At 64.3% G+C, this 21,863-nt stretch carries 17 protein-coding genes; 7 read left to right on the top strand and 10 right to left on the bottom strand.

Features of this window, described 5'->3' with window-relative positions; genetic code table 11:
- Position 1 precedes the first annotated feature (1 nt).
- From aldA to ACF8ME_RS24205, 4 genes are read right to left on the bottom strand one after another with little or no spacing between them, the layout of a single operon-like run.
- Positions 2-1,435: an aldehyde dehydrogenase gene (gene aldA / locus ACF8ME_RS24220; protein ID WP_047219370.1), complete on the bottom strand. Its 1,434-nt coding sequence runs from the start codon at positions 1,433-1,435 to the stop codon at positions 2-4.
- Between the two features lie 16 nt (positions 1,436-1,451).
- Positions 1,452-2,261 (bottom strand): HpcH/HpaI aldolase/citrate lyase family protein, encoded by an 810-nt coding sequence (locus tag ACF8ME_RS24215; protein ID WP_392418496.1) that lies wholly within the window; start codon positions 2,259-2,261, stop codon positions 1,452-1,454.
- Between the two features lie 11 nt (positions 2,262-2,272).
- Positions 2,273-3,460, bottom strand: coding sequence for an L-rhamnonate dehydratase (rhmD, locus tag ACF8ME_RS24210; RefSeq protein ID WP_016452099.1), 1,188 nt, complete (start codon positions 3,458-3,460; stop codon positions 2,273-2,275).
- Between the two features lie 29 nt (positions 3,461-3,489).
- Positions 3,490-4,785 (bottom strand): MFS transporter, encoded by a 1,296-nt coding sequence (locus tag ACF8ME_RS24205; protein WP_034368750.1) that lies wholly within the window; start codon positions 4,783-4,785, stop codon positions 3,490-3,492.
- Between the two features lie 205 nt (positions 4,786-4,990).
- On the opposite strand from ACF8ME_RS24205, the gene ACF8ME_RS24200 reads away from it, so the two are divergent.
- Positions 4,991-6,010: a LysR family transcriptional regulator gene (locus tag ACF8ME_RS24200; RefSeq protein WP_392418494.1), complete on the top strand. Its 1,020-nt coding sequence runs from the start codon at positions 4,991-4,993 to the stop codon at positions 6,008-6,010.
- Here ACF8ME_RS24200 and ACF8ME_RS24195 read toward each other — a convergent pair.
- The gene (locus tag ACF8ME_RS24195) at positions 5,998-7,404 is read right to left on the bottom strand and encodes a PLP-dependent aminotransferase family protein (RefSeq protein ID WP_180318551.1); all 1,407 of its coding nucleotides are present in this window, start codon (positions 7,402-7,404) and stop codon (positions 5,998-6,000) included. The genes ACF8ME_RS24200 and ACF8ME_RS24195 overlap by 13 nt on opposite strands.
- Positions 7,405-7,522: 118 nt before the next feature.
- Between ACF8ME_RS24195 and ACF8ME_RS24190 the strand changes: the two genes are divergently transcribed.
- The 3 genes from ACF8ME_RS24190 to ACF8ME_RS24180 are packed head-to-tail and all read left to right on the top strand — an operon-like array spanning position 7,523 to position 10,663.
- Positions 7,523-8,812 carry a hydroxymethylglutaryl-CoA reductase, degradative gene (locus ACF8ME_RS24190; RefSeq protein ID WP_392418491.1) on the top strand — a complete coding sequence of 430 codons (1,290 nt, stop codon included), beginning with the start codon at positions 7,523-7,525 and terminating at the stop codon, positions 8,810-8,812.
- Between the two features lie 41 nt (positions 8,813-8,853).
- Positions 8,854-9,279: a hypothetical protein gene (locus tag ACF8ME_RS24185; protein WP_016448616.1), complete on the top strand. Its 426-nt coding sequence runs from the start codon at positions 8,854-8,856 to the stop codon at positions 9,277-9,279.
- Between the two features lies 1 nt (position 9,280).
- Positions 9,281-10,663: a tripartite tricarboxylate transporter permease gene (locus ACF8ME_RS24180; protein WP_392418490.1), complete on the top strand. Its 1,383-nt coding sequence runs from the start codon at positions 9,281-9,283 to the stop codon at positions 10,661-10,663.
- 223 nt (positions 10,664-10,886) lie between these two features.
- On the opposite strand, the gene ACF8ME_RS24175 is transcribed toward ACF8ME_RS24180, so the two are convergent.
- The 5 genes from ACF8ME_RS24175 to ACF8ME_RS24155 all read right to left on the bottom strand — a co-directional run bounded on the left by ACF8ME_RS24175 (position 10,887) and on the right by ACF8ME_RS24155 (position 17,559).
- Positions 10,887-11,537: a hypothetical protein gene (locus ACF8ME_RS24175; RefSeq protein WP_392418488.1), complete on the bottom strand. Its 651-nt coding sequence runs from the start codon at positions 11,535-11,537 to the stop codon at positions 10,887-10,889.
- Between the two features lie 96 nt (positions 11,538-11,633).
- Positions 11,634-12,086 carry a hypothetical protein gene (locus ACF8ME_RS24170; RefSeq protein WP_156180019.1) on the bottom strand — a complete coding sequence of 151 codons (453 nt, stop codon included), beginning with the start codon at positions 12,084-12,086 and terminating at the stop codon, positions 11,634-11,636.
- A gap of 10 nt (positions 12,087-12,096) precedes the next feature.
- Positions 12,097-13,134 carry an RHS repeat domain-containing protein gene (locus ACF8ME_RS24165; RefSeq protein WP_082138141.1) on the bottom strand — a complete coding sequence of 346 codons (1,038 nt, stop codon included), beginning with the start codon at positions 13,132-13,134 and terminating at the stop codon, positions 12,097-12,099.
- A 174-nt stretch (positions 13,135-13,308) separates the two neighbouring features.
- A complete protein-coding gene (locus ACF8ME_RS24160) occupies positions 13,309-13,983 on the bottom strand; it encodes an IPTL-CTERM sorting domain-containing protein (protein WP_082138142.1) in 675 nt (224 codons plus the stop codon).
- Positions 13,984-14,004: 21 nt separating this feature from the next.
- Positions 14,005-17,559: a hypothetical protein gene (locus ACF8ME_RS24155; protein ID WP_392418485.1), complete on the bottom strand. Its 3,555-nt coding sequence runs from the start codon at positions 17,557-17,559 to the stop codon at positions 14,005-14,007.
- An 837-nt stretch (positions 17,560-18,396) separates the two neighbouring features.
- Here ACF8ME_RS24155 and ACF8ME_RS24150 point away from each other — a divergent pair.
- The 3 genes from ACF8ME_RS24150 to ACF8ME_RS24140 all read left to right on the top strand — a co-directional run bounded on the left by ACF8ME_RS24150 (position 18,397) and on the right by ACF8ME_RS24140 (position 21,861).
- Positions 18,397-20,028 (top strand): YifB family Mg chelatase-like AAA ATPase, encoded by a 1,632-nt coding sequence (locus ACF8ME_RS24150; protein WP_392418483.1) that lies wholly within the window; start codon positions 18,397-18,399, stop codon positions 20,026-20,028.
- 170 nt (positions 20,029-20,198) lie between these two features.
- On the top strand, positions 20,199-20,498 hold the full coding sequence (locus ACF8ME_RS24145; protein WP_016448653.1) for a helix-turn-helix domain-containing protein: 300 nt from the start codon (positions 20,199-20,201) through the stop codon (positions 20,496-20,498).
- Between the two features lie 7 nt (positions 20,499-20,505).
- A complete protein-coding gene (locus ACF8ME_RS24140) occupies positions 20,506-21,861 on the top strand; it encodes a HipA domain-containing protein (protein ID WP_392418481.1) in 1,356 nt (451 codons plus the stop codon).
- Positions 21,862-21,863: the final 2 nt, after the last annotated feature.

Below are 21,863 nucleotides of genomic sequence, written 5' to 3'. Positions count from 1 at the left end.
CTCACCCCTGCAGGTACACCACATGCGTGTGCGTGTACTCGTACAGGCCGTGCTTGCCATCAGCACCGCCCACGCCGGACTTGCGCACGCCCGCGTGGAAGCCCTGCATGGCCTCGAAGTTCTCGCGGTTGATGTAGGTCTCGCCGAAGTCGATCTCGCGCATGGCCTGCATGGCCTTGGACAGATCGCGCGTGTAAAGCGACGAGGTCAGCCCGTATTCGCAGTCGTTGGCCAGGGCGATGGCCTCGTCCAGGTCCTCCACCACCTGGATGGGCAGCACGGGGCCGAAGATTTCCTTGCGCATGATCTCCATGCCGGCATGGCAGCCGGCCAGCACCGTGGGCTGGAAGTGAAAGCCCGCGCCCAGGTCTGCGGCCTGCCCGCCCGTGACCAGTTGCGCGCCGTCGGCGATGGCCTGGCGCACCTTGGCCTGCACGCTGTCCAGGCCCTTTTGGTTGATCAGCGGGCCCATTTCCACGTCGGGCCGCGCAATCGGGTCGCCGTAGCGCGTGGCTGCCATGGCCTGGGCGATGCGGGCCGTGAACTCGTCGGCCACCTGGCGCTGCACGTAGACGCGTTCGGCGCAGTTGCAGACCTGGCCGGTGTTGATGATGCGCGAGTCGCGGATGGCGCGCACGGCCAGGTCCAGGTCGGCATCGGCCAGCACGATGGCCGGGGCCTTGCCGCCCAGCTCCAGGTTGAGCTTGGTGATGTGGGGCGCGGAGGCTGCGGCGATGCGCTCGCCCGTGGCCACGCTGCCCGTGAAGCTGACCATGTCCACGCCCGCATGGCCGGCCAGCGCAGCGCCCGTGCCGCCCTGGCCATAGACCACGTTGAACACGCCGGCCGGCAGCTCGCACTGGGCCAGCAGCTCGGTGAAGGCGTGGCAGTTGATGGGCGTTTCCTCGCTGGGCTTGATGACGATGGTGTTGCCCGTGAGCAGGGCCGGCGCCATCTTGCGGGCGATCAGGAAGAAGGGGAAGTTCCAGGGCAGGATGCCCGCGACCACGCCCAGCGGCTTGCGCAGCAAAAAGATCTGCTCGTTGGCCCGGTCGCTGGTGATGACCTCGCCCTCGATGCGGCGCGCCCATTCGGCCATGTAATCCAGGTAGTCGGCGGTGAAGTTCACCTCCACCTCGGCCAGGCCCAGGACCTTGCCCTGCTCCTCGGTGATGGTGCGCGCAATGCGCGCGGCGTTGTCGCGGATGCGGGCCGCCACGCGGCGCAGGTACTGCGCGCGCTCCACGGCCGGGCGGCGCGCCCAGGCCTTGTGGGCGCCGCGCGCGGCGGCGATGGCGCGGTCCACATCGGCCTGGCTGGACAGGGGCGAGCGCGCCAGCACCGCGCCCGTGGCGGGGTTGGTCACCTCATGCAGTTCGGCGCTGTCGGTGAAGCTGCCGGCGATGAAATTGCGCAGCACGGGAAGGGATGCCATGGAGTTCTCCTTGGGTTCAGTAGGTGCGGGATGCAGGGGCCGCCTGGTCCGTGGCTTGCGTGGCGCGATAGCGCCCCAGGTTGGCAAGCGCGGCCTGGCGCAGCAGGCTGATGTCTATGCCCACGGCGATGAAGCGGCAGCCCCAGTCCGCATAGCGGCGCGCATCCTCCTCGCGCGGCGCGAGGATGCCGCAGGCCTTGCCGGCGGCCAGCGTGGCCTGGACGGTGCGGCGTATGGCGTCCTGCACCTCGCCCAGGCTGGCGTCACCCGCATGGCCCATGCCCGTGGACAGGTCGGCCGGGCCGATGAAGACGGCGTCCACGCCATCGACGGCCGCAATCTCGGCCGCATGGGCCACGCCCCGGGGCGATTCGATCTGCACGATCAGGCACAGCTGCTCATGCGCCGTGCGGATGTAGTCGGGCACGGCATCCCAGCGCGTGGCCCGCGTCAGGCCGCCGCCCACGCCGCGCACGCCGTGGGGCGGGTAGCGCATGGCGCGCACCAGCTCGCGCGCCTGTTCGGCCGTCTCCACCATGGGCACCATCAGCGTCTGCACGCCCACGTCCAGCAGCTGCTTGATGAGCACGGTGTCGCCCTGCACGGCGCGCACCACCGGGTGCGTGGCATAGGGCGCCACGGCCTGCAGCTGGCCCAGCAGCGTGGGCACGGTGTTGGGGGCATGCTCGCCATCGACCAGCATCCAGTCGTAGCCCGTGGTGGCGATGATCTCGGCCGCATAGGGCGTGGCAAAGCCGGCCCAGATGCCGTACAGCGGCTCGGCGCGCCGCAGCGCGGCCTTGAAGGGGTTGGCAGGCAGTTGCATGGCGGGCTCCTTCAGTGCGTGTACGGGCGGTGCAAAGCGCACTCGGGATTGAGCTCCACGCCGAAGCCAGGCCTGTCCAGCGCCGACAGGCGCATGCGGCCGTTGACGGGCACGGGCTCGCCCAGCAGCTGCGGATGGAACATGGGCACGACCTCGTCGGCCTTGGGGGCCATCATCAGGAACTCGGCAAACGGGCTGTTGTGGCGCGTGGCCACGAAGTGGTAGCTGTAGACGCTGGAGCCATGCGGGATGACCAGGGCCTGGTGGGCATCGGCCAGGGCCGAGATCTTGAGCAGCTCAGTGATGCCGCCGCACCAGCCCACGTCGGGCTGGATGATGTCGCAGCAGCCCATCTCCAGCAGCTGGCGAAAGCCCCAGCGCGTGGCCTCGTGCTCGCCCGTGGTCACCAGCATGCCGGTGGGCACGTTCTTGCGCAGGGCCGCGTAGCCCCAGTAATCGTCGGGCGGCAGGGCCTCCTCGATCCACTTGAGGCCATGGGCCTGCGCACCCTGGGCCAGGCGCGTGGCGTAGTTCACGTCCAGGCTCATCCAGCAGTCCAGCATGAGCCAGAAGTCCGGGCCCACGCGCTCGCGCATGGTGGCCAGCTCCTGCAGGTTGCGGCGCAGGCCCTCCTCCCCTTCGGCCGGGCCGTGGTGCAGCGGCATCTTGCCGCCGATGAAGCCCATCTTCTGCGCCAGGTCGGGCCGCGCGCCCGTGGCGTAGAACTGCAGCTCGTCGCGCACGGCGCCGCCCAGCAGCTGGTGCACGGGCTCGCCACGCACCTTGCCCAGCAGGTCCCACAGCGCCAGGTCCACGCCCGAGATGGTGTTGATGACGATGCCCTTGCGGCCGTAGTACAGGGTGGACAGGTACATCTGGTCCCAGATGCGCTCGATGTCGGTGACCCGGGCGCCTTCGAGGAAACGCGCCAGGTGCTTTTCGACGATGTAGGCCGCAGGCTCGCCGCCCGTGGTCACGGCAAAGCCCACGCGTCCGGCGCTGTCCTCGATCTCCACCACCAGCGTGCCCAGCACGTTGATGCCGAAGCTGCGGCGGCTTTGCCGGTACTCGGGGTACTTGGCCATGGGCGTGGCGATGTGGTCGTCGATCCAGTGGCCGTCGGACTGGTCGTGGTAGTCGGCGCCGCCGCCCTTGAGCGTGAAGGCGCGCACCTGCTTGATGGTGGGGATCTGTGTCATGGGATGGTTGTGCTCCGTGTGCAAATGGTTCAGGCGGCCGACGGTGCGGCCAGGGCCGGCGCCAGGCGTGCGCGCACGCCCAGCACCAGGGCCGCAGCCAGCAGCGTGGTGCCGGCCAGCAGGTACAGGCCGGCCGCCGGGGAGTGGAAAAAGCCCTCGGCCCAGTTCTTGACGATGGGGGCGATGAAACCGCCCACGGCGCCGAGGGAGTTGATGAAGGCGATGCCGCCAGCGGCCGCAGCGCCGGCCAGCGTGTTGGCGGGAAAGGTCCAGAACACGGGCTGCACGGCGATGAAGCCGGCCGCCGCCAGGCACAGCGCGGCCACACCCAGCAGGGGGCTGGAGAAACTCACCGATGCAGCCATGCCCACGGCAGCCATCACCAGCGTCAGGCTGGCGATGCCGCGCGGCTGGCCTGTCCGCTCGGCATGGCCCGGAATCCACCAGGCGGCCAGCAGCGCGCACAACCAGGGAATGGCCGAGACCACGCCCACCAGCAGGCCCACCTTGGTGCCCAGCAGGCCCGCCACCTGGCTGGGCAGGTAGAACACCACGCCATAGACGCTGGCCTGGATCAGCAGGTAGATCAGCGCCAGATAGAGCACGCGCGGCTGGCACAGCGCGGCCAGCAGGCTGTGGCCGTGGCCGCCCTTGGCGCGCTCTTCGCTGTCGAGGATGTCCTGCAGCAGCGCCTTGTCCTCGCGGCTGAGCCAGGTGGCGTCGGCGGGGCGGTTGTCCAGGTGGAAATACGCCCAGATGCCCACGGCCACCGCCATCAGCCCCTCCACCGCGAACAGCCACTGCCAGCCGTGCCAGCCGCCGATGCCGTCCAGCTCCAGCAGCAGGCCCGATAGCGGGCTGCCGAAGATGAAGGCCAGCGGCGCGCCGAAGTAGAAAAAGCCCATGGCCTGCGCGCGGTGCGCTGCCGGGAACCAGTAGGTCAGGTACAGGATGACGCCGGGGAAGAACCCCGCCTCGGCCACGCCCAGCAAAAAGCGCAGCACGTAGAACGTGGTCTGGTCGTGGGCGAACATCATGGCCGCCGACACCAGGCCCCAGGTGACCATGATCCGGCACATCCACATGCGTGCACCCACGCGGTGCATGATCAGGTTGCTGGGCACCTCCAGCAGCGCATAGCCCGCGAAGAACACGCCCGCGCCAAAGGCGAAGGCCGCATCGCTGATGCCGGTGTCGGCCTGGAAGGCCACCTTGGCAAAGCCCACGTTGGCCCGGTCCAGGAAGGCCATGATGTACATGAGCAGAAGAAAGGGCAGCAGGCGCCAGGAGATCCTGGCGAGCAGGGGAGCGGGGAGTTTTTTCATGACTTTCCTTGCAGGCAATGAGAGGCCGTCACGCCCGGTCGTCCGGAGCGCTGAAGGCGTGCTTTGATGAAGGTGCGAGCGCGGCCGCGGCGTTGGTGCCGGCCGCGTCGGCGCGTCATGAAACAGGCGATGGGCTGTGCATGTCTTGTCTCCTGGATTGGGTCTGTTTTTTCTTGTCGCAGGGCCAATGTACGGCGCATGATCGATGCTCAACAAATCGAATTTCGGTCACATCCGATACCTTGCGCTTATGCCTGACAAGCCGCCCGAATCCGCCCCGCCCGTGCTGCACCGCAGCCTGCTCAACCGTCTGCGCTACAAGCACCTGCACATGCTGGTGGCGCTGGGATCGAGCCTGAACCTGCACCGCGCATCGCTGAGCCTGGCCATGTCCCAGCCTGCGGCCACGCGCATGCTGCGCGAGATCGAGGACATGTTCGGCTGCCAGCTCTTCGAGCGCCTGCCGCGCGGCATGCGGCCCACAGCCCTGGGCGCGCAGCTGGTGCGCTTTGCCGAGGCCTCGCTCAACAGCCTGGACCGCTGCGCCGAGGACCTGGCCGCGCGCCGCCAGGGCGGCTACGGCTACCTGTCCATCGGCACCATCATGGGCGCAGCACCCGACCTGGTGATGACGGCCGTGGCCCGCATGAAGGCGCAAAGCCCGCAGCTGCGCCTGCGCATCATGGGCGACACCAGCGACCAGATCCTGCGCCTGCTGGACCAGCGGCGCATCGACCTGGCCATTGCACGGCGCAGCCCCACGGCAGACAGCAGCGGCTACGGCTTCGAGGAACTGGGCAACGAGCGGCTGCTGGTCGTCGTGCGCAGCGGCCATCCGCTGGCGCGCCGGCGCAAGCTCGACTGGGAGGAACTGGTGCGCGACTGGCCCTGGATCCTGCAGCCGGCCACCAGCCCTGCGCGCATCGCGCTCGACCAGCTGCTGCAGCGCCTGGAGCTGCCCGCGCCGGCCGACATCATCGAATGCAGCTCGGTGTACTCCATGCAGCAACTGGTGCAGCTGACCGATGCCGTGATGCTGCTGTCCGAATCCGCGCTCAAGGACTATCTGCGCATGGGCCTGGTCAGGGCGCTGCCGGTCTGCATCGACGTGCCCATGGCGCCCTTCGGCATCCTCACCCGCACCGACGACGCGCCCACGCAGGAGCAGCAGCGCTTCATCGCGCTGCTGCGCGCGCAGGCCCGGGGGCTGGCTCAGGCGGGTTGAGCCAGCACCTGCCCCATCGCGGCCTGGAACCTCGGATCCAGCATCGCGCTGACGTTGCACCGCGACCAGCGCGATACGGCCGAGGGATCGACATGGAAGACACGGCCCGGCGCCATGCTGAGCTTGCGCGGCACCAGTTGCTCTGCCAGCCGCAGCGAGTCCTGCACACCGGGGAAGGCCACCCACAGGTACAGGCTTTGCGGGCTGCGCGCAAAGACTTCGCAGCCATGGGCATCAAGCCAGCCCAGCGCCTGGGCCGTGGCCTGGCCCAGCTTGTGGCGCAGGCGCACCAGGTGGCGCTCGTAATGGCCCTCGCGCAGCATCACGTCCACCATGCGCTCGCAGTACTCGGAGCCGCTGACGTGGATCAGCGCCTTGAGGTCGGCCAGGTCGCTGGCCAGCGCGTCGTTGCAGGCGATGAAGCCCACGCGCAGCGCGGCCGAGAAGGATTTGGAGAAGCTGCCGATGTAGATGGTGCGCTCCAGTTGGTCCAGCGTGGACAGGCGCACGGCCGAGGTGGGCTTGAAGTCGGCCAGCGGATCGTCCTCGACGATGAGCAGGTTGTGGCGCTCGGCCAGCTGCAGCACCTTGTAGGCCTTGGCGGCGGAGATGTCCGAGCCCGTGGGATTGTGGGCCAGCGACTGCGTGAAGAACAGGCGCGGCCGGTGCTGGGCCAGCAGTGATTCGAGCGCGGCCACGTCGGGCCCGTCGGCCAGGCGCGGCACGCCGACCACATGGGCGCCGGCCAGCCTGAGCTTGCCGAACAGCGGGTAGTAGCCGGGCTCATCCACGAGCACGGTGGCCCCCGGCGGCACGAAGTAGCGGATGACCAGGTCCATGGCCTCGTTGGCGCCATGGGTCAGCACCAGCTGGCCCGGCGTGGCCTGCAGGCCGAAGTCACCCAGCTTGCGCACCAGGCTGTCGCGCAGCGGCGCATAGCCGTAGCGGCTGCCGTAGCGGAACAGCGATCCCAGCCCCGTGCGCACCACCTTCTGGTGGTAGCGGTCCAGCCGCATGTCGGCCAGCCATTCCACGGGCGGAAAGCCGTCGCCCACGCCCACGCAGTCGGGCTGGGTCTTGAGCTGCTCGCGCATCAGCCAGACGATATCCATGGCGCGGCCCAGCTGGCCCGCGTCCTCATCGGTGCGCTGGGCACCGCGGCCCGAGCCCAGCACGTAAAAGCCCGAGCCCCGGCGCGGCTCCACGATGCCGCGCGAGACCAGCAGATCGAAGGCCGAGACCACGGTGTTCTTGGCATAGCGGTGCAGCTGCGCCAGCTCGCGCAGCGAGGGCAGCTTGTCGCCAGGGCGGTACACGCCGTCGGCGATCTGCTGGCCGATCAGGTCGGCCAGCTTCTCGGCAATGGGGGCCGAGCGCCCTCTGGTGTCTGCCATGCGCCCTCCGTTCATGTTGCAGTGCGATGGTACTGTTCCCCGAAACTGTACCTTTTGAAAGCGGTACAGTTTTCCTACAGTCCGGCGACCAGAGTTTTGATCCGAGGAGATGTCTTCCATGGTTGCCGATTCGCGCCTGCCCAATTTCCGTGCCCTCCCACCGGCCCAGCGCCGGGATTTCCTGGCCGATGCCTGCGGCCTGTCCGATGCCGAGCGCGCCCTGCTCGCCGCCCCCGGCGCCCTGCCCCTGGCGCTGGCCGACGGCATGATCGAGAACGTGTTCGGCAGCTTCGAGCTGCCGCTGGGCGTGGCCGGCAACTTCCGCGTCAACGGCCGCGACGTGCTGGTGCCCATGGCGGTGGAGGAGCCCTCGGTGGTGGCCGCCGCCTCGTACATGGCCAAGTTGGCGCGCGAGGACGGGGGCTTTCAGACCTCCAGCACGCTGCCGCTGATGCGCGCCCAGGTCCAGGTGCTGGGCGTGACCGATCCGCACGGCGCGCGCCTGGCCGTGCTGCAGGCGCGTGCGCAGATCATCGAGCGCGCCAACAGCCGCGACAAGGTGCTGATCGGCCTGGGCGGCGGCTGCAAGGACATCGAGGTCCATGTCTTCCCCGACACGCCGCGCGGCCCCATGCTGGTGGTCCACCTGATCGTGGACGTGCGCGACGCCATGGGCGCCAACACCGTCAACACCATGGCCGAATCGGTGGCACCCCTGGTCGAGCAGATCACGGGCGGCAGCGTGCGGCTGCGCATCCTGTCCAACCTGGCCGACCTGCGGCTGGCCCGCGCCCGCGTGCGGCTCACGCCGCACACCCTGGCCACGCAGGAGCGCAGCGGCGAGGAGATCATCGAAGGCGTGCTGGACGCCTATACCTTCGCCGCCATCGACCCCTACCGCGCGGCCACGCACAACAAGGGAATCATGAACGGCATCGACCCCGTCATCGTAGCCACGGGCAACGACTGGCGCGCGGTCGAGGCCGGCGCCCATGCCTATGCCAGCCGCAGCGGCAGCTACACCTCGCTGACGCGCTGGGAAAAGGATGCCGGCGGCGCCCTGGTAGGCAGCATCGAGCTGCCCATGCCGGTGGGCCTGGTCGGCGGCGCCACCAAGACCCATCCGCTGGCACGCCTGGCGCTGAAGATCATGGACCTGCAATCCGCCCAGCAGCTGGGCGAGATCGCCGCCGCCGTGGGCCTGGCGCAGAACCTGGGCGCCCTGCGCGCCCTGGCCACCGAAGGCATACAGCGCGGCCACATGGCCCTGCATGCCCGCAACATCGCCCTGGTGGCCGGCGCCACGGGCGACGAGGTCGATGCCGTGGCGCGCCAGCTGGCCGCCGAGCACGACGTGCGCACCGACCGCGCGCTGGAAGTGCTGGCCGCGCTGCGCACCAGGGCCTGACCAGCGCGCGGCCACACAAACAAAAACCCAAGGAGACACACATGACAAGCAAGGATCCCGCCGACTGGCGGCTGGCCGAGGTCTGGGGCGACACCGTGGACCTGCGCCACCTGGCCTGGGCGATTGCCATCGGCACCGGCATCAGCGTGCTGGGCTTCTACCTGGCCAGCCGCTGGCTGGCCACGGTGGTCGAGTCGCGCCAGCTGGCCCACGCCTACGCCATGCTCGCGGGCCTGGCAGGCTGCGTGATCGCCGGCGTGATCTGCGCACGCGCCTTTCCGCCCAAGCGGGAAGTGACCGAGCTGGACACCTCGAACGACCCCGAATGGCGCCGCGAAGTGCTGGAGGAACTGGCCCGCCAGCCCGGCGGTCTGGGCACGGTGCAGGACCTGCCGCCCGCCGTGGTGCAGGAACTCAAGGAGCTCAAGCTCTACGAGCTGTTCGCCGACAAGGCCGGGAGGGCATGAGATGGAAACCCTGCTGACCAATGACATCGCCGTCGCAGCCGCCATGGGACTGATAGGCGCCGTGGTGTTCGCCGCCATCGGCCTGGTCTCCGGCACGGACGAGACCACCACGCTGGCCCCGCTCACCCTGCTGGTGGTGCTGCTGGGCGTTCCGCCCGCTGGCGTGTTCACCTTCTTCCTGGCCGGCGCCGTGGCCAAGCACATGACGCATGCCGTGCCCACGGCGCTGCTGGGCATTCCCGGCGACACGCTGGCCACGCCGCTGCTGCAGGACGCCAACATGCTGCGCAAGCTGGGCGTGCCCCATATCGCGCTGCGCAAGATGGTCTCGGGCGGCATCGTCGCGGCCTTTGTCGCCGTGCCGCTGGCGGTGCTGTTCGCGGTGATGCTTGCGCCCTTCGGCAGCATGATCACCAAGACGGCGCCCTGGATCTTCCTGGCCGCCGCCCTCCTCATCGCCTACTTCTCGGCGGGGCGCTGGGCCTCGGTGATGCTGCTGATTCCGTTCGTGGTGGTCATCATTGCGCTGCAAAGCCTCACCGCCAAGTACGAGGTCAAGCTCAGCATCAGCTACTTCCTGGGCATTGCCATCGGGCCGCTGATCGCCGACCTGTTCACCGTGATCTCGCCGGCCGGCCGCCAGCGCATGCTGCGCGACAAGCTGCGCCAGTTCAACCTGGCGCCCGACGTGAAGGGCTGGTCGGGCTACTTCCCCAACCCGCTCAAGGTGCTGGACCGCGTGCAGACGCGCTGGACCCTGGCCACGGCCACCATCTCCAGCGCCACCTTCGTCTTCAGCCCCGTGGCCATGACCGTGGTGCTGGGCGAGCTGGTGGGCTCGCGCATCAAGCATGCCTACCACCGCCTGACCACGGTGCTGAGCGCGCGCAACGGCGTGACCGAGGCCACCTACATCGCCGAGGCGCTGATCCCGCTGATCGCCTTCGGCCTGCCGCTGAGCCCCGTGGCCGCCGGCCCCGCCGCACCGCTGTTCAACGCGCCGCCGCGCTTCACCGTCGATGCCGCCACGGGCCAGGTGAACAACCTGCACAACCTGCTCAGCCACTGGGAGTTCCTGGGCTACGGCATGCTGGCCGTGGTGCTGGCGGCCCTCGTGTCCTACCCCTTCGCCATGAACTTCGCGCGCAGCGCGGCGCTGTTCGTCTCGCGCCGGGTCAGCCACGAGGCCATCATCGCCACCTTCGTGGGCCTGATCATCGTCATCAGCGTCTGGGAAGGCCAGTTGCTGGGCCTGCTCGTGATCCTGACCATGGGCCTGCTCGGCGGCCTGCTGTCGCGCGGCTTCGGCTTCAACACCGGCGTGCAGTTCATGGGCTACTACACGGCCGTGCTGAGCGTGCCGGCGCTGGTGAAGCTGTTCTGATTTCAGTGGTTGCGCTTTCGGTGTTCCCTGTCATCTCTTGGGGATTGCCGATGGCGCTCTATTTCTTTGCCTGAAATTTTGGGAATATATTGGTGGGTAAATCTATGCTTCAGATCTCTTGTGCATAAACTTGATCGACGCTCACGCTGATGGAAGCGGTTGAGAAACGGAACACAGCATCTCAGCAGATATTTACAGCCACATTGAAAAGCTCGATATCAAGTCATTGATTTCGCAGAGAGAATCCATCAAAGATCTTGCAATAATCATCCCATAAATAACTGGTAATCCTTGTCCCGAGAATCAGATTATCCCAGTGGCACTGCAATGCACCTTCGACCGTTGATGGAGCAGCATCCCTTTCTGCCGCTCGACTTACCATCAAGTCACCGGCTAGTCTCCAGAGATTGATCTTTGCACTGGCGTCCAGATCGACATCTCGTCTCAACCCTTCAATCGCGTTGAAGGGAAAAATCCTCAGCGAACGTGATCGCCTGTTTTCCTGCAAAGCAAGAGCGAAATCAGAATTTGCGGCCGCGACCATGCCACGCATATGTGCAGCAACGGAAGATTCTTTATTAAACTCAAGAACTCCATCAAAAGCCTGCAACCCAGTTGGAAGGAGTACTGCAAAACGGTAAGCATCCCATATCGCTGCCTCCAAGTAGCGTTCTCCATTCAGAATCTTCGAGAAGATTTTTGATGCTGCCTCGTAATCTGCAAAAGGAGGCATGAGCAGCGATATGCCGCACAGGAGGCATTCCGCCTCCGTGGCCTCGCCTGCATATACTCTGGGCTCAAGAGCTTCAACGATCGCCGGGCTATTATGAGAACTAATTGCCTGCTGCAATGATTCATTGTAGGTCAACGGCATACTACCCCGCTCGCTACCGCGGAAGCTGCTCAAGAAAGATTAAACCCATTGAAGAAGCACCCACATTTTGCATATTGAAATTTGTGCAATCCAAATTTATTTAACACATTCAAAGAAGGCAGGAACATCCAGCGTCCTGCTTCCGGAAAACAAAATCTCAGCAAATATCACCGACTCAGCAATTGAGAAAATATTCGAAGGAAGAGAATCCAATTTTAACGGCATAGATGGCATCGCCACCTGCTCATATAATTCAAGAGATTCTCTTTTTGTTCGAGTTACATCAGTCCAATCGTAAACAAATAAGCCGCGCTCTGCAAAATCAATATAGTCATCAGGCCTCTTAACCGATACCAACAGATTCGCTGTGGACGATACAGGCAGAAGGCAAATCTCCGCCTCAATTTCATAGATTGACTTTGATTCAAAGTCTAAGGCAACACTAGGGATTGGTCCCATGCCAGCAGTTATGAATACCCCCAAATTACCCGCTCTATCAGCGGCAATCCACACACAATCAATTCCATCTGGATAACTCTTCAAATTCACACCTATCCTTTTATTCATCGGATTTGAATCGAGTATTTGACGGAAATGGCTCCCGTCCAAATGTAACCTCACAACGAGTGCAAACAGGCACCTCTGCTCCAGTTCTTGGTCTTACAGCTTCTGTGAAGCGTATGTCACTCTTCACTCCACCAAGAGCATCCACCACGTGATTTTCCGCACAAAGTCCTCCACCACATGAACGCGCCGCCACTTCACCAGTCTTAACGTTGTATCCCCCTGTTACCGTTGCTGGAGCTCTGCCTCTAAGTGGTGCCAGTTCTGCAGCAAGCGCATCGCGCGCAGCTCGCGCTTCAGAAAGTCCGCTCTTAACAACATCAGCCCCACTTCCTTTCGCTGCGCTGGCACCAAACACTGGCCCCAATATTAATCCGTCGCCCGCAGCATCCAGCACACCTCCAACGCCCCCCCAACGAATCTGGCCAGCCATCATTTGCTGAGCGCCTGCACTTACAGCACCACTTGTAACTGCACCCGTAGCACTCCAGACGACTGGTATTAATACCAAGAGAGGAAATTTGCCATCGGGATCAATGTATTTGACTGGATTGTTGTTTCCGTAGGTGAACCGGTTGAAGCTGTGCAGATTTCCTTCCTGGAAATCTACGGGATCCACCCCCAGGAAACGCCCTACCGCAGGGTCGTAGTAGCGGGCGCCGAAGTACTGCAGGCCCGTGGCCGCATCCTGTTCCTTGCCATGGAACCACTGCGTCTGTTGGCCAGTACCGGACTGCTGCAGCCAGCGTTCGCCATAGGCCCGGTAACTTTCCTTCCAGACCACAGCGCCATTGCTGTCCGTGGCCGCCAGCGGGCTGCCGCTGACATCGGTATGGATGTAGGTGACCGTTTCGGTGGCCGCACTGGCGGCACTTGCCGCCACCAACAGCGCACAGCCGAGCATCAGCGGCAGCGCGACCTGAAGCCAAAGGCCCCGGGTTCTGGACCGAAGCGCGCCAGTCCATTGCGACAGCGCCATCAGCGTCACGCTGAGCCATGCGTGCCACAGCCCCTGTTTATCGTTTGAGTACATATTGCCTCCGAATAGTCTGGATGGCGCGGCACAGCACTGCGGTCGATACAACCGCCGCACCTGTGCAGCAACGGTGGATAGCGCAGCATTTACCGATGCCGGCCAAAAGAAGTCGTGATTGCTACGGGAGCAGCGCCTTGGGAATCGATCGCCCAGGCCCCGGCTCCACTCCGATCAACCGCGCTTGCGCGACATGCGCATGCTGGCCGCGCCTACCAGGGCCGCCAGCAACACCAGCCCCCCTTGCGACAGTGTCGGTATGCCGACCGGCTCGCCTGCAGCTTGCGCACGAACAAGAACTTCCCCACCGGTGGCAGCCGTCGGCAAGTTCGGAACAAGCATGTTTGCGCGTCCATACTCACCGGATGCGATGGCCATGGCCGTCGGTGGAACGCGCGCCGATGCCGCTCTCTCCAGGAGGGCCAATTGCTGCAGGCCGCCATGGTCGAATCCACCTGATCGGCCATGCGGAGTGGCAGAGGGTTGGACCTCAAAAGAGGAAGCCGGCCCCTTTCTCACGGGGGCACAGCCCTGGCTACCATGAGCGCTTGCTTTTTCGTTGGGCGCCATGCTTGGTCGCGGCCCGGGCGATTGCGCAGCTGCATCCACCTGGCAACCACGACCGGAAAGGGTGCGGGACACGGACTTGGCCGCCTGCGGCTTGATGGCCTGCAGCAGGGGAGCAGCTTCCTGCCTTTGCTCCGGCATCGACGGGCCTTGCGGCTCTGCGCCATCTTGCGGCGCGGCTGCGAGGGCGGCCACGGGACTCAAGGCCAGCAGCAGTCCAAGCTGCAGCAGCCCCTCGCCCGGTCGGCTACGGCGCGATGAATGGATATGCGTTGATGTCATGGCGTTTCTCCTCCTGTGCCCTCAGTCCACCACACGTCGCTGCGCCACTTGGCGGCGACCCAGATAGATGTGTTCCTTGCGTTCCACGCCAGGTACCAGCGTCTGCAGCAGCAGACCTTGCTGTCCGTGCAGGTACTGCGTAGTTCCTGTGGCATCGCTTGTCTGCACGCGTGTGTTGTCGCCGTCGTAGGTATGCGCCGTGGGCACGGTGGCCGCGCAGGCGATGCAGCGCAGGTTGTTGGCCCGGTCATGGCCAAACGTCCAGACTCCATCGTCCTTGACGTTGCCGGCAGAGTCGTACTGGTATGCACGGCTTAGACCGCCGCCTGAAACACCTGTGAGCAGCCCCGAGGTTGCGGCATAGGAGTAGGTACGCAGCGATCCCGGTTGGGCCACATGGGTGATGTTTCCAACACCATCGTAGAAATACTCCCGGTAACCGCCTACGTCGTTGTCCAGCGTGAGTCGGTTGAGCTTGTCGTACTCGAAGTAGCGCGAATATGCGGAGTCCGCCGAATCGTTGATGCCGGTGAGGTTGCCCACCGGGTCATACGCATAGGTGCTGTCAATGAAACTGCTTCCGGCGCGCGTCATCTTGAGGCCGGCAGGCCACTGGCGATCATTGACGCCCATGGTGGACACAACGCCATTGGCATAGTGAAGCTCACTGGGCATGCCATTGGGATGGTAGCGAACCTGGTTCACATAGGGCAGCACGGCACGGGCCCTGCCAAACGCATCCGGGCTGTACTGCACTTGGTGCCCCGAGGGATAGGTAATGCTGGCCAGTGCTTCGCTGGAGTTGTAGGTGTAGGAGACCTGCTGGGTGGCGCCACCCATCGCCAGCTCTTCCGCAATCAGATTGTCTCCGTCGTCGTAGTCGAATCCGCGCACGACACCGCCACTGCTGATGCCTGTCACAAGATCGTTGCCGTTGTAGGTGCGCGTGACATTGGAAGCATTGGGAACGCCCGGCTGCTCGGAACTCGGGTATGTGATGCCTGTCAGGCGGTTGCGGCCATCGTAGGCATAGGTTGTTGCCGGCTGGGTGCCTATGCTCTTGCTGGTCAAATTGCCCAGCGCATCGCGTCCGAATACCGTCGTGCCGGTTTCAGGATCAGCGCGCGAAACCAGGTAGTAGCGACTGTCGTAGCCGTAGGTTCGCGCCTTGTCTCCCATCGTGGCTGTCGTCATCTGCCCCAGCAGGTCACGGGTCATGGTCACGTCGTAGTCCACATACATGCCCTGAGCGGATATTTCCCTGGCAAGCGAGCGCACGGCGTGCTGCTCCTGCGGATTGCCAAAAGCGCGGAACCACACAAGCGATGCCCGGTTCGTGGTGTCGTAGCGAAGCACCTGCAGGCTGTCATAGAAGGTCTCCTCGATGACATTGGCGGAGTTGGTGCCCACGGGGTTGCCGTGCAGCGTCTGCACCACCCGCCCCAGGGTGTCGTAGCGAAACCCTGTGCCCTTGGCGCTGTTTGGATAGGACTGGTAGAGCCGCCGCCCCAGCATGTCGTAGCTGAAGTCGACCCAGATGGGCGTCTCCCCTGCCGCACTGACCTCACGGCGCAGCTGGCGGCCCAGCCCGTCAAACGTGGCTTTGTCCGTCATTCCCCCTCGCTGCACCTGACGGGTCGTCGCGCCCCAGGTGATCGAGACGGGGCTGCCGAAGGGCTTTGCGATGGCCGTCGGACGATTCAGCCCATCGTAGGTGTACGTTGTCGTTTTGCCGCGCCCGTTGGTGATCGATGTGACATTGCCCGCAGCATCGACGTTTCGTGAAATAGCCACGCCTTCTGGCTGCGACTCGCTGCGGGGAATGCCTCGCAGGTAGCTGTTGTACGTTGTCACCTGCCCCTTGGCATTGGTGATGGTGTGTACGTCCCCTGTGCCGTGATAAGTGAAGGAGGTTGGTACGCCGGCAACCGTTTGCGACTGCAGATTGCCGTTGATATCGAACTGCCGCGTGGTGGCATGGGTTTGAGCCCCTACCGTCACCAACGCATTGCTCACCTGGCGCAGCAACCACTTGCTTGTGTTGACGTTGTGGGTCAGTTCGGTCTGCCGGGTGTAGGTCCGGTCATTGTTCGTTCCGGTTTCATCGATGAAGGAAGGATTTCCCCACTCGTCATAGCCAGACTTGGAAACCACGAAAGTCTCACCTGGCCGGAACCGGTACTGGTCACTGGCGATCGCCGCGGCCGGATAGAAGTAGCTGTTGGAGAAATAGTTGGCCACCACGTCCTGCTGCTCGGAGATCGGCACGGATGTGTAGCCGACAAGCGTGTTTTCCGACTCGCTGACGCTGCCCATCAACAGGCCTACGTCCGTCGGGACCACCCGCACGGAATGCACGCCCAAGTGGAAGTGCTCCGTGGCCTTGCCCAGCGGATCCGTCACGGTCGTCACATTCACCTGGGACCGCACATCGGGCGGTACCCCATAGGTATAGGTGTATTGCGATCCATTGACCGTGTAGGGCAGCTCGTCGGTCGCCACTTCATACGCCCAGTTCCATGTGCCGGACTTGCCATCGGACGTATTGGTACTGGCGGTTTTGCTCGAGACAACGGTGCTGTTTCCGCTGCGTGTTGTTCCTGCCCTGAAATCCACATGGCTGTAGACATAGTCGATGGAAGCACCGCTCGGATACTCGACACGACTCATTGAACCCGTCCCGGGCGTCCCCGTCCGGTAGGCGTACTTCCACGAAAGCCCATCGGGCCGCTGCACGCGATTCAGTTGCATATGCCCCGCCAATCCCGCCCCCACCGTGTACTGCCATACCCGGTTGGACAAGGTGTCCGTGATGCTCGCCAAGGTCGATCCGCTGTATGCAAACGAGACGGAGCGTCCATCGCTCGTGGTGATCTGGCTCAGTGCATAGACGCCAATCGGCAAAAAGCTATAGCTCAGGTTGAACCAGTTGCCGTTGCGATCAACGATCCGGCCCGCATAGAACGTACGCTGCAGGCTGCCGGGCTCGCCAAAAGAATGCCCCATCGCCGTCATTTCGTAGGTGGTGCCATCGGGGGACTGCACATGCAAAAATCCGCTTTGGCACTTGGCGCGCCAGAAGTCCTTGGTAAGCCAGGTGGGAGTGCTGGCACCGGCCTCGTAGTATTCATACAGGATCTGTCGGCTTCCGTCGGGCAACTCCAGCACCGGATTGGCCGAAGCCAAAGCCCAGGATGCAGAGCAAATGGCCTTGTTGGCCCCCCGAATCACCCTGCCCATGTGCATGGTCCAACCCAGTCCAACGGGGCTGTACTCATAACTGGCCCATGTCGTGGGTGTCGCCAGGGGATCGTCGATGCTGTTGTAGCTTCTCCGAATGGCCAGATCCATACCGCCATTTCCAGGAAGGAGCAAGTCAGTGAAGTGGTACTGGAGCTTTCCTGTGAAGGTATTGATCAATTCATTGGCGGACTGGGCCTCCACGCCCTGTGCGCGAGGCAGTCCCTTTTGCTGGAAAAAATCAGGAATGCTGGGAAGGCTGGTGTCATTGGACCCTTGTGCAAACACACCTGACATACAGAAAGAGGCACAGCCAAGGAGCATGGCGGACTTCATCAACCGCCGTGTCTCCAAGAGTTGCCGATGGAGTGCAGCTACACCCTCAAGACGCCCGAAAACTCTTATTCGATTCAACATCTTTCCTCCCTGCGAAAGCATCAGTGGTCCGCCAAGACGACACGGGTTCGCACTACGCCTTCAAGAAAGGCGCAAAGCATTTGTATGGGAATTGAAAATTCAAATACAACGCCACACCCAAATCGAAATTCAAAGATCGGATTGGATGGCATGCGAATCAATGATGGGATCTCCATCAATCGATGGAGATGCTTAAGACATGGCCATTTTTTATTGGCATTCAGCCATGTGCCAAAGCATTGTTCTTCTGAAATACCAGCCCGACACAAATAACCACATTCCGTAGTCTGGAACTCACGCAAATACACCGGGATTGGGTGTGCAAATTGATAGCAGACAAATCCCTCGAGGCCTACTCATCCCGGCACATTGGAATTTTGCAAGAGGTGTCCATCAAAAATCAAGTTAGCACACCACTCTTCTCTATACCCAATGGGGCCATCTCTTCCCGGCGAGAAATAACCACGGATGCCTTATCTGCTTCTGCTCTCGAAAACAGGTGATTGATCCGTCAGAAACCCATTTTTTTGCTCAGCGGAGGTCAGCATCCACACCATGAGGCAGTCGGGCAAGACTCGCCCAGCAACATCAGGCTATTCTGATTTTTGCGGTGCAGGCATCGGACTACTCCGAGATTGTCGCCATCACGCCTCCAACCCCCTGGACCCTGGCCATACTGGCCCACCGAGGCCGCAGCACCGCTGGCGCCTCTTCCTTCGTGTCTGGCTTTGTGTCTGCCGTTCCTGCGAGGTGCCCATGGGTCTGGCCCTGGTTCAAAGTCGTGCGCTGCTGGGGCTGGCCGCCCCGCGTGTCACCGTGGAAGTGCATCTGGCCAACGGCCTGCCGTCGTTCACGCTGGTGGGTCTGGCCGATGTCGAGGTCAAGGAAGCGCGTGAACGCGTGCGCTCGGCGCTGCTGAACTCAGGGCTGGAGTTCCCGAGCAACAAACGCATCATCGTCAACCTGGCACCCGCCGACCTGCCCAAGGATTCGGGGCGCTTCGACCTGCCCATTGCGCTGGGCATTCTCGCGGCCAGCGGCCAGATCAATGGCGATGCGCTGGCCGACTACGAATTCGCGGGCGAGCTGTCGCTGTCGGGCGCGCTGCGGCCCGTGCGCGGCGCGCTGGCCACAGCCCTGGCCCTGCACCGCCAGCAGGACGGCGCCCGCCTGGTGCTGCCGCCGGGCAGCGCGCAGGAGGCGGCCTTCGTGCCGTCGGCCCAGGTGTTCTGCGCGCACCACCTGCTGGACGTGGTGCGCCGCTTCATCACACGCTCGGCCAATGCCCTGGTGCAGGCGGAGCAGGAACCGGACGATGCCTGCTGCAGCGACGAAAGCGAGGACACCGACGAAACCGACGCCTTGCCGGCAGCAGGCGACACCCATACATGCCCCGGCCCGGGCTGGCATGCGGTGCAGCCGCAGCCCGCCGTCGCCGTGCGCAGCAGCCTGGACCTGGCCGAGGTGCGTGGCCAGGCACAGGCACGGCGCGCGCTGGAGATTGCGGCGGCCGGAGGCCACGGCCTGCTGCTGGTGGGGCCGCCGGGTTCGGGCAAGTCCATGCTGGCCCAGCGCTTTGCCGACCTGCTGCCGCCCATGAGCGACGACGAGGCGCTGGAAGCCGCCGCCATCGCCAGCCTGGCCGGCCGCTTCGCGCCCGAGCGCTGGCGCCAGCGCCCCACGGCCAGTCCGCATCACACGGCCAGCGCCGTGGCCCTGGTCGGAGGAGGTTCGCCGCCGCGCCCTGGCGAGATCTCGCAGTCCCATCACGGAGTACTGTTTCTGGACGAATTCCCCGAGTTCGCACGCAGCGCGCTGGAGGCGCTGCGCGAGCCGCTGGAGACCGGCCAGATCACCATCGCCAGAGCCGCCCAGCGCTGCGAATTCCCCGCGCGCTTCCAGCTCGTCGCGGCCATGAATCCCTGCCCCTGCGGCCATTGGGGGTCGACGGTGCAGCGCTGCCGCTGCACGCCCGACAAGGTGGCGCGCTACCAGGCGCGCATCAGCGGCCCGCTGCTGGATCGCATCGACCTGCATGTGGAAGTCGGCGCCCTGCCCCCGCAGGAGCTGCTGGCCGCGCGCTCGGGCGAAACCAGCGAGGCCGTGCGCGAGCGCGTGGTCCAGGCCCGCGCGCTGGCCCTGCAGCGCCAGGGCAGTGCCAACCACCAGCTCCAGGGCCAGGCCCTGGACGACCACCTGGGCCTGTCGCCCGAGGCCCTGGCCTTCGCCCACAAGGCCGCCGCACGCCTGGGCTGGTCGGCCCGCAGCACCCACCGCGCGCTCAAGGTGACGCGCACCATTGCCGACTTGGCCGGCAGCGCGGCTGTGGAGACCGGGCATGTGGCCGAGGCCATGCAGTATCGGAGGGTGTTGCGGTTGCCTTCATGAGGATCTGCATTGGACGCGGTTGCATGGTTGTCGGAATTATTTCTGATATTCCGAAATTTCCTCCTGAATGAAACGAAGTACTCCTGAATTTCGGAATATTGGAAATTGTTTTGAAAATTCCCTAAGAAATCCTAGAATTTCGGAATATCAGAAATAAAGCCAATCCATCCATGCCGTCTTCCACGCCCATGAACGGCCCGCAGCAGGATCCCCTGCAGCCCGGGGCCGTGGTCATCGCTGACCTGTCCAGGCTCGGCGCCCAGATCCGTGCCATGCGCAAGGCCCAGCACCTGCGCATCGATGACACGGCAGCCCTGTGCGGCGTGTCGCTGGATCTGCTCTCCCGTCTGGAGAACGGCAAGGGCGGCGTGGGCTCCGACAAGCTGCTGGCCGTACTCGACGGGCTGGGTCTCGCCATGGTCATCGCGCCCAAGCAGGACGCCCTGATGGCACGGCTTCCACGGGCCTGAAGCGCACATGGCCACGCCGCCGTCGCTTTCGCTTTCGCTGTGGAACGATGTCGGCACGCACGTGGCCGATGTGACCCATGACCCGCACAACGATCTTTGGGGACTGCGGTATGCGCCTGCATGGCTGGAGCATGAACGGCCTTTCTACTTGGCGCCCTGCCTGCCGCTGGCCGCTCCCGAAGGGGGCTACGACTCGCGCTCCATCCGGCGTTTCATCGAGAACCTGCTGCCCGAAGGCGCGGCGCTGGATGTAGTGGCCAGAAGTCAGGGCATAGGCAAGGGCAACATCTTCGGTCTGATACGCGCCCTCGGCGCCGAGACCACCGGGGCCTTCCGGTTTCAGGCGGATGGCAGCAGGCCCGATCCACAGGCCGCCAATGCCGCTCGCACCATATCGACCGCAGAACTCTCCCAACGCATTGCAGACCGAGAGACACGCCCTTTCATCGAGTGGGATGGCAAAGTGCGCATGTCGGTGGCCGGCTACCAGGACAAGCTGCCCGTGCACGTGGAAGGCGAGAGCGTGCAGGAGGGCTCCATCTTCCTTCCCGACAACGTTCCGTCCACCCACATCCTCAAACCCCAGCCGCGCGACAGCGCGGTGCCGCACATGGTGGTGAACGAGCATTTCTGCATGCGCCTGGCAGCGGCCATGCGCTTGCCTGCAGCCGAGGTGCAGATGCTGCACGTGCCACAGCCGGTGCTGGCAGTCAGGCGCTTTGACCGTGTGCGGCAGGCGCCGCAAAGGCGGGTCCTGCGCACACACATCATCGATGCATGCCAAGCGGGCGATCTGCCCGTCAGCTACAAGTACGAACACCACATCGGCAGCGTGGGCGATGCCCGGCTATACCGCGACGGCATGAGCTTTCCCCGGCTGTTCGGTCTACTGGAGCACTCGGTGGCGAAGGCTGCGGACAAGCTGTCAATGATCCGATGGGCGCTGTTCCAGATACTGATCGGCAATGGCGACGCACATGGCAAGAACTTCTCCTTCCACGTGCTGCCGCAGGGCCTGGCGACCGCACCCTGGTACGACCTCGTCAGCGTGGCCCAGTATCCCGATGTGTCCCAGGAACTGGCGATGGCCTTCGGCGACTGCTTTGCGCTGGAGGAACTCACACCCTTCGAGTTTGCGCATTTCGCGCACCTGTGTGCGATAGACCGCAGGCTGCTCGCACGTGAAGCCCAGCGCATGGCCAGGGCAGCTCCTGGTGCGGCGGCCAAGGTTCTGCGCGAATCGCCTTACACGCCAGAAGAGCACGTCTTCGCCCAGCGCATCGCCGCCTATGCGACCACCCAGGCCCAAAGACTGGTGGACATCGCCCAAAAGGCAGCAGCCTTACCTTCCGACCTGTTCTGAGT

The organism is Delftia sp. WSY_7 (genome assembly GCF_043104845.1).
In the GTDB taxonomy this organism is placed as follows: Bacteria; Pseudomonadota; Gammaproteobacteria; order Burkholderiales; family Burkholderiaceae_C; genus Comamonas; species Comamonas tsuruhatensis.
Note: the sequence above shows the minus strand (reverse complement) of the source record. Positions and strands in the feature narration are given on the sequence as shown.

Excerpts from the sequence above, each read along its gene's own strand:
- ACF8ME_RS24150 (WP_392418483.1), top strand. The coding sequence starts at position 18,397 with ATGGGTCTGGCCCTGGTTCAAAGTCGTGCGCTGCTGGGGCTGGCCGCC.
- ACF8ME_RS24165 (WP_082138141.1), bottom strand. The coding sequence starts at position 13,134 with ATGTACTCAAACGATAAACAGGGGCTGTGGCACGCATGGCTCAGCGTG.
- ACF8ME_RS24155 (WP_392418485.1), bottom strand. The coding sequence starts at position 17,559 with ATGAAGTCCGCCATGCTCCTTGGCTGTGCCTCTTTCTGTATGTCAGGT.
- ACF8ME_RS24195 (WP_180318551.1), bottom strand. The coding sequence starts at position 7,404 with ATGGCAGACACCAGAGGGCGCTCGGCCCCCATTGCCGAGAAGCTGGCC.
- ACF8ME_RS24160 (WP_082138142.1), bottom strand. The coding sequence starts at position 13,983 with ATGACATCAACGCATATCCATTCATCGCGCCGTAGCCGACCGGGCGAG.
- ACF8ME_RS24175 (WP_392418488.1), bottom strand. The coding sequence starts at position 11,537 with ATGCCGTTGACCTACAATGAATCATTGCAGCAGGCAATTAGTTCTCAT.
- aldA (WP_047219370.1), bottom strand. The coding sequence starts at position 1,435 with ATGGCATCCCTTCCCGTGCTGCGCAATTTCATCGCCGGCAGCTTCACC.
- ACF8ME_RS24190 (WP_392418491.1), top strand. The coding sequence starts at position 7,523 with ATGGTTGCCGATTCGCGCCTGCCCAATTTCCGTGCCCTCCCACCGGCC.
- rhmD (WP_016452099.1), bottom strand. The coding sequence starts at position 3,460 with ATGACACAGATCCCCACCATCAAGCAGGTGCGCGCCTTCACGCTCAAG.
- ACF8ME_RS24145 (WP_016448653.1), top strand. The coding sequence starts at position 20,199 with ATGCCGTCTTCCACGCCCATGAACGGCCCGCAGCAGGATCCCCTGCAG.
- ACF8ME_RS24200 (WP_392418494.1), top strand. The coding sequence starts at position 4,991 with ATGCTCAACAAATCGAATTTCGGTCACATCCGATACCTTGCGCTTATG.
- ACF8ME_RS24140 (WP_392418481.1), top strand. The coding sequence starts at position 20,506 with ATGGCCACGCCGCCGTCGCTTTCGCTTTCGCTGTGGAACGATGTCGGC.
- ACF8ME_RS24205 (WP_034368750.1), bottom strand. The coding sequence starts at position 4,785 with ATGAAAAAACTCCCCGCTCCCCTGCTCGCCAGGATCTCCTGGCGCCTG.
- ACF8ME_RS24185 (WP_016448616.1), top strand. The coding sequence starts at position 8,854 with ATGACAAGCAAGGATCCCGCCGACTGGCGGCTGGCCGAGGTCTGGGGC.
- ACF8ME_RS24180 (WP_392418490.1), top strand. The coding sequence starts at position 9,281 with ATGGAAACCCTGCTGACCAATGACATCGCCGTCGCAGCCGCCATGGGA.
- ACF8ME_RS24215 (WP_392418496.1), bottom strand. The coding sequence starts at position 2,261 with ATGCAACTGCCTGCCAACCCCTTCAAGGCCGCGCTGCGGCGCGCCGAG.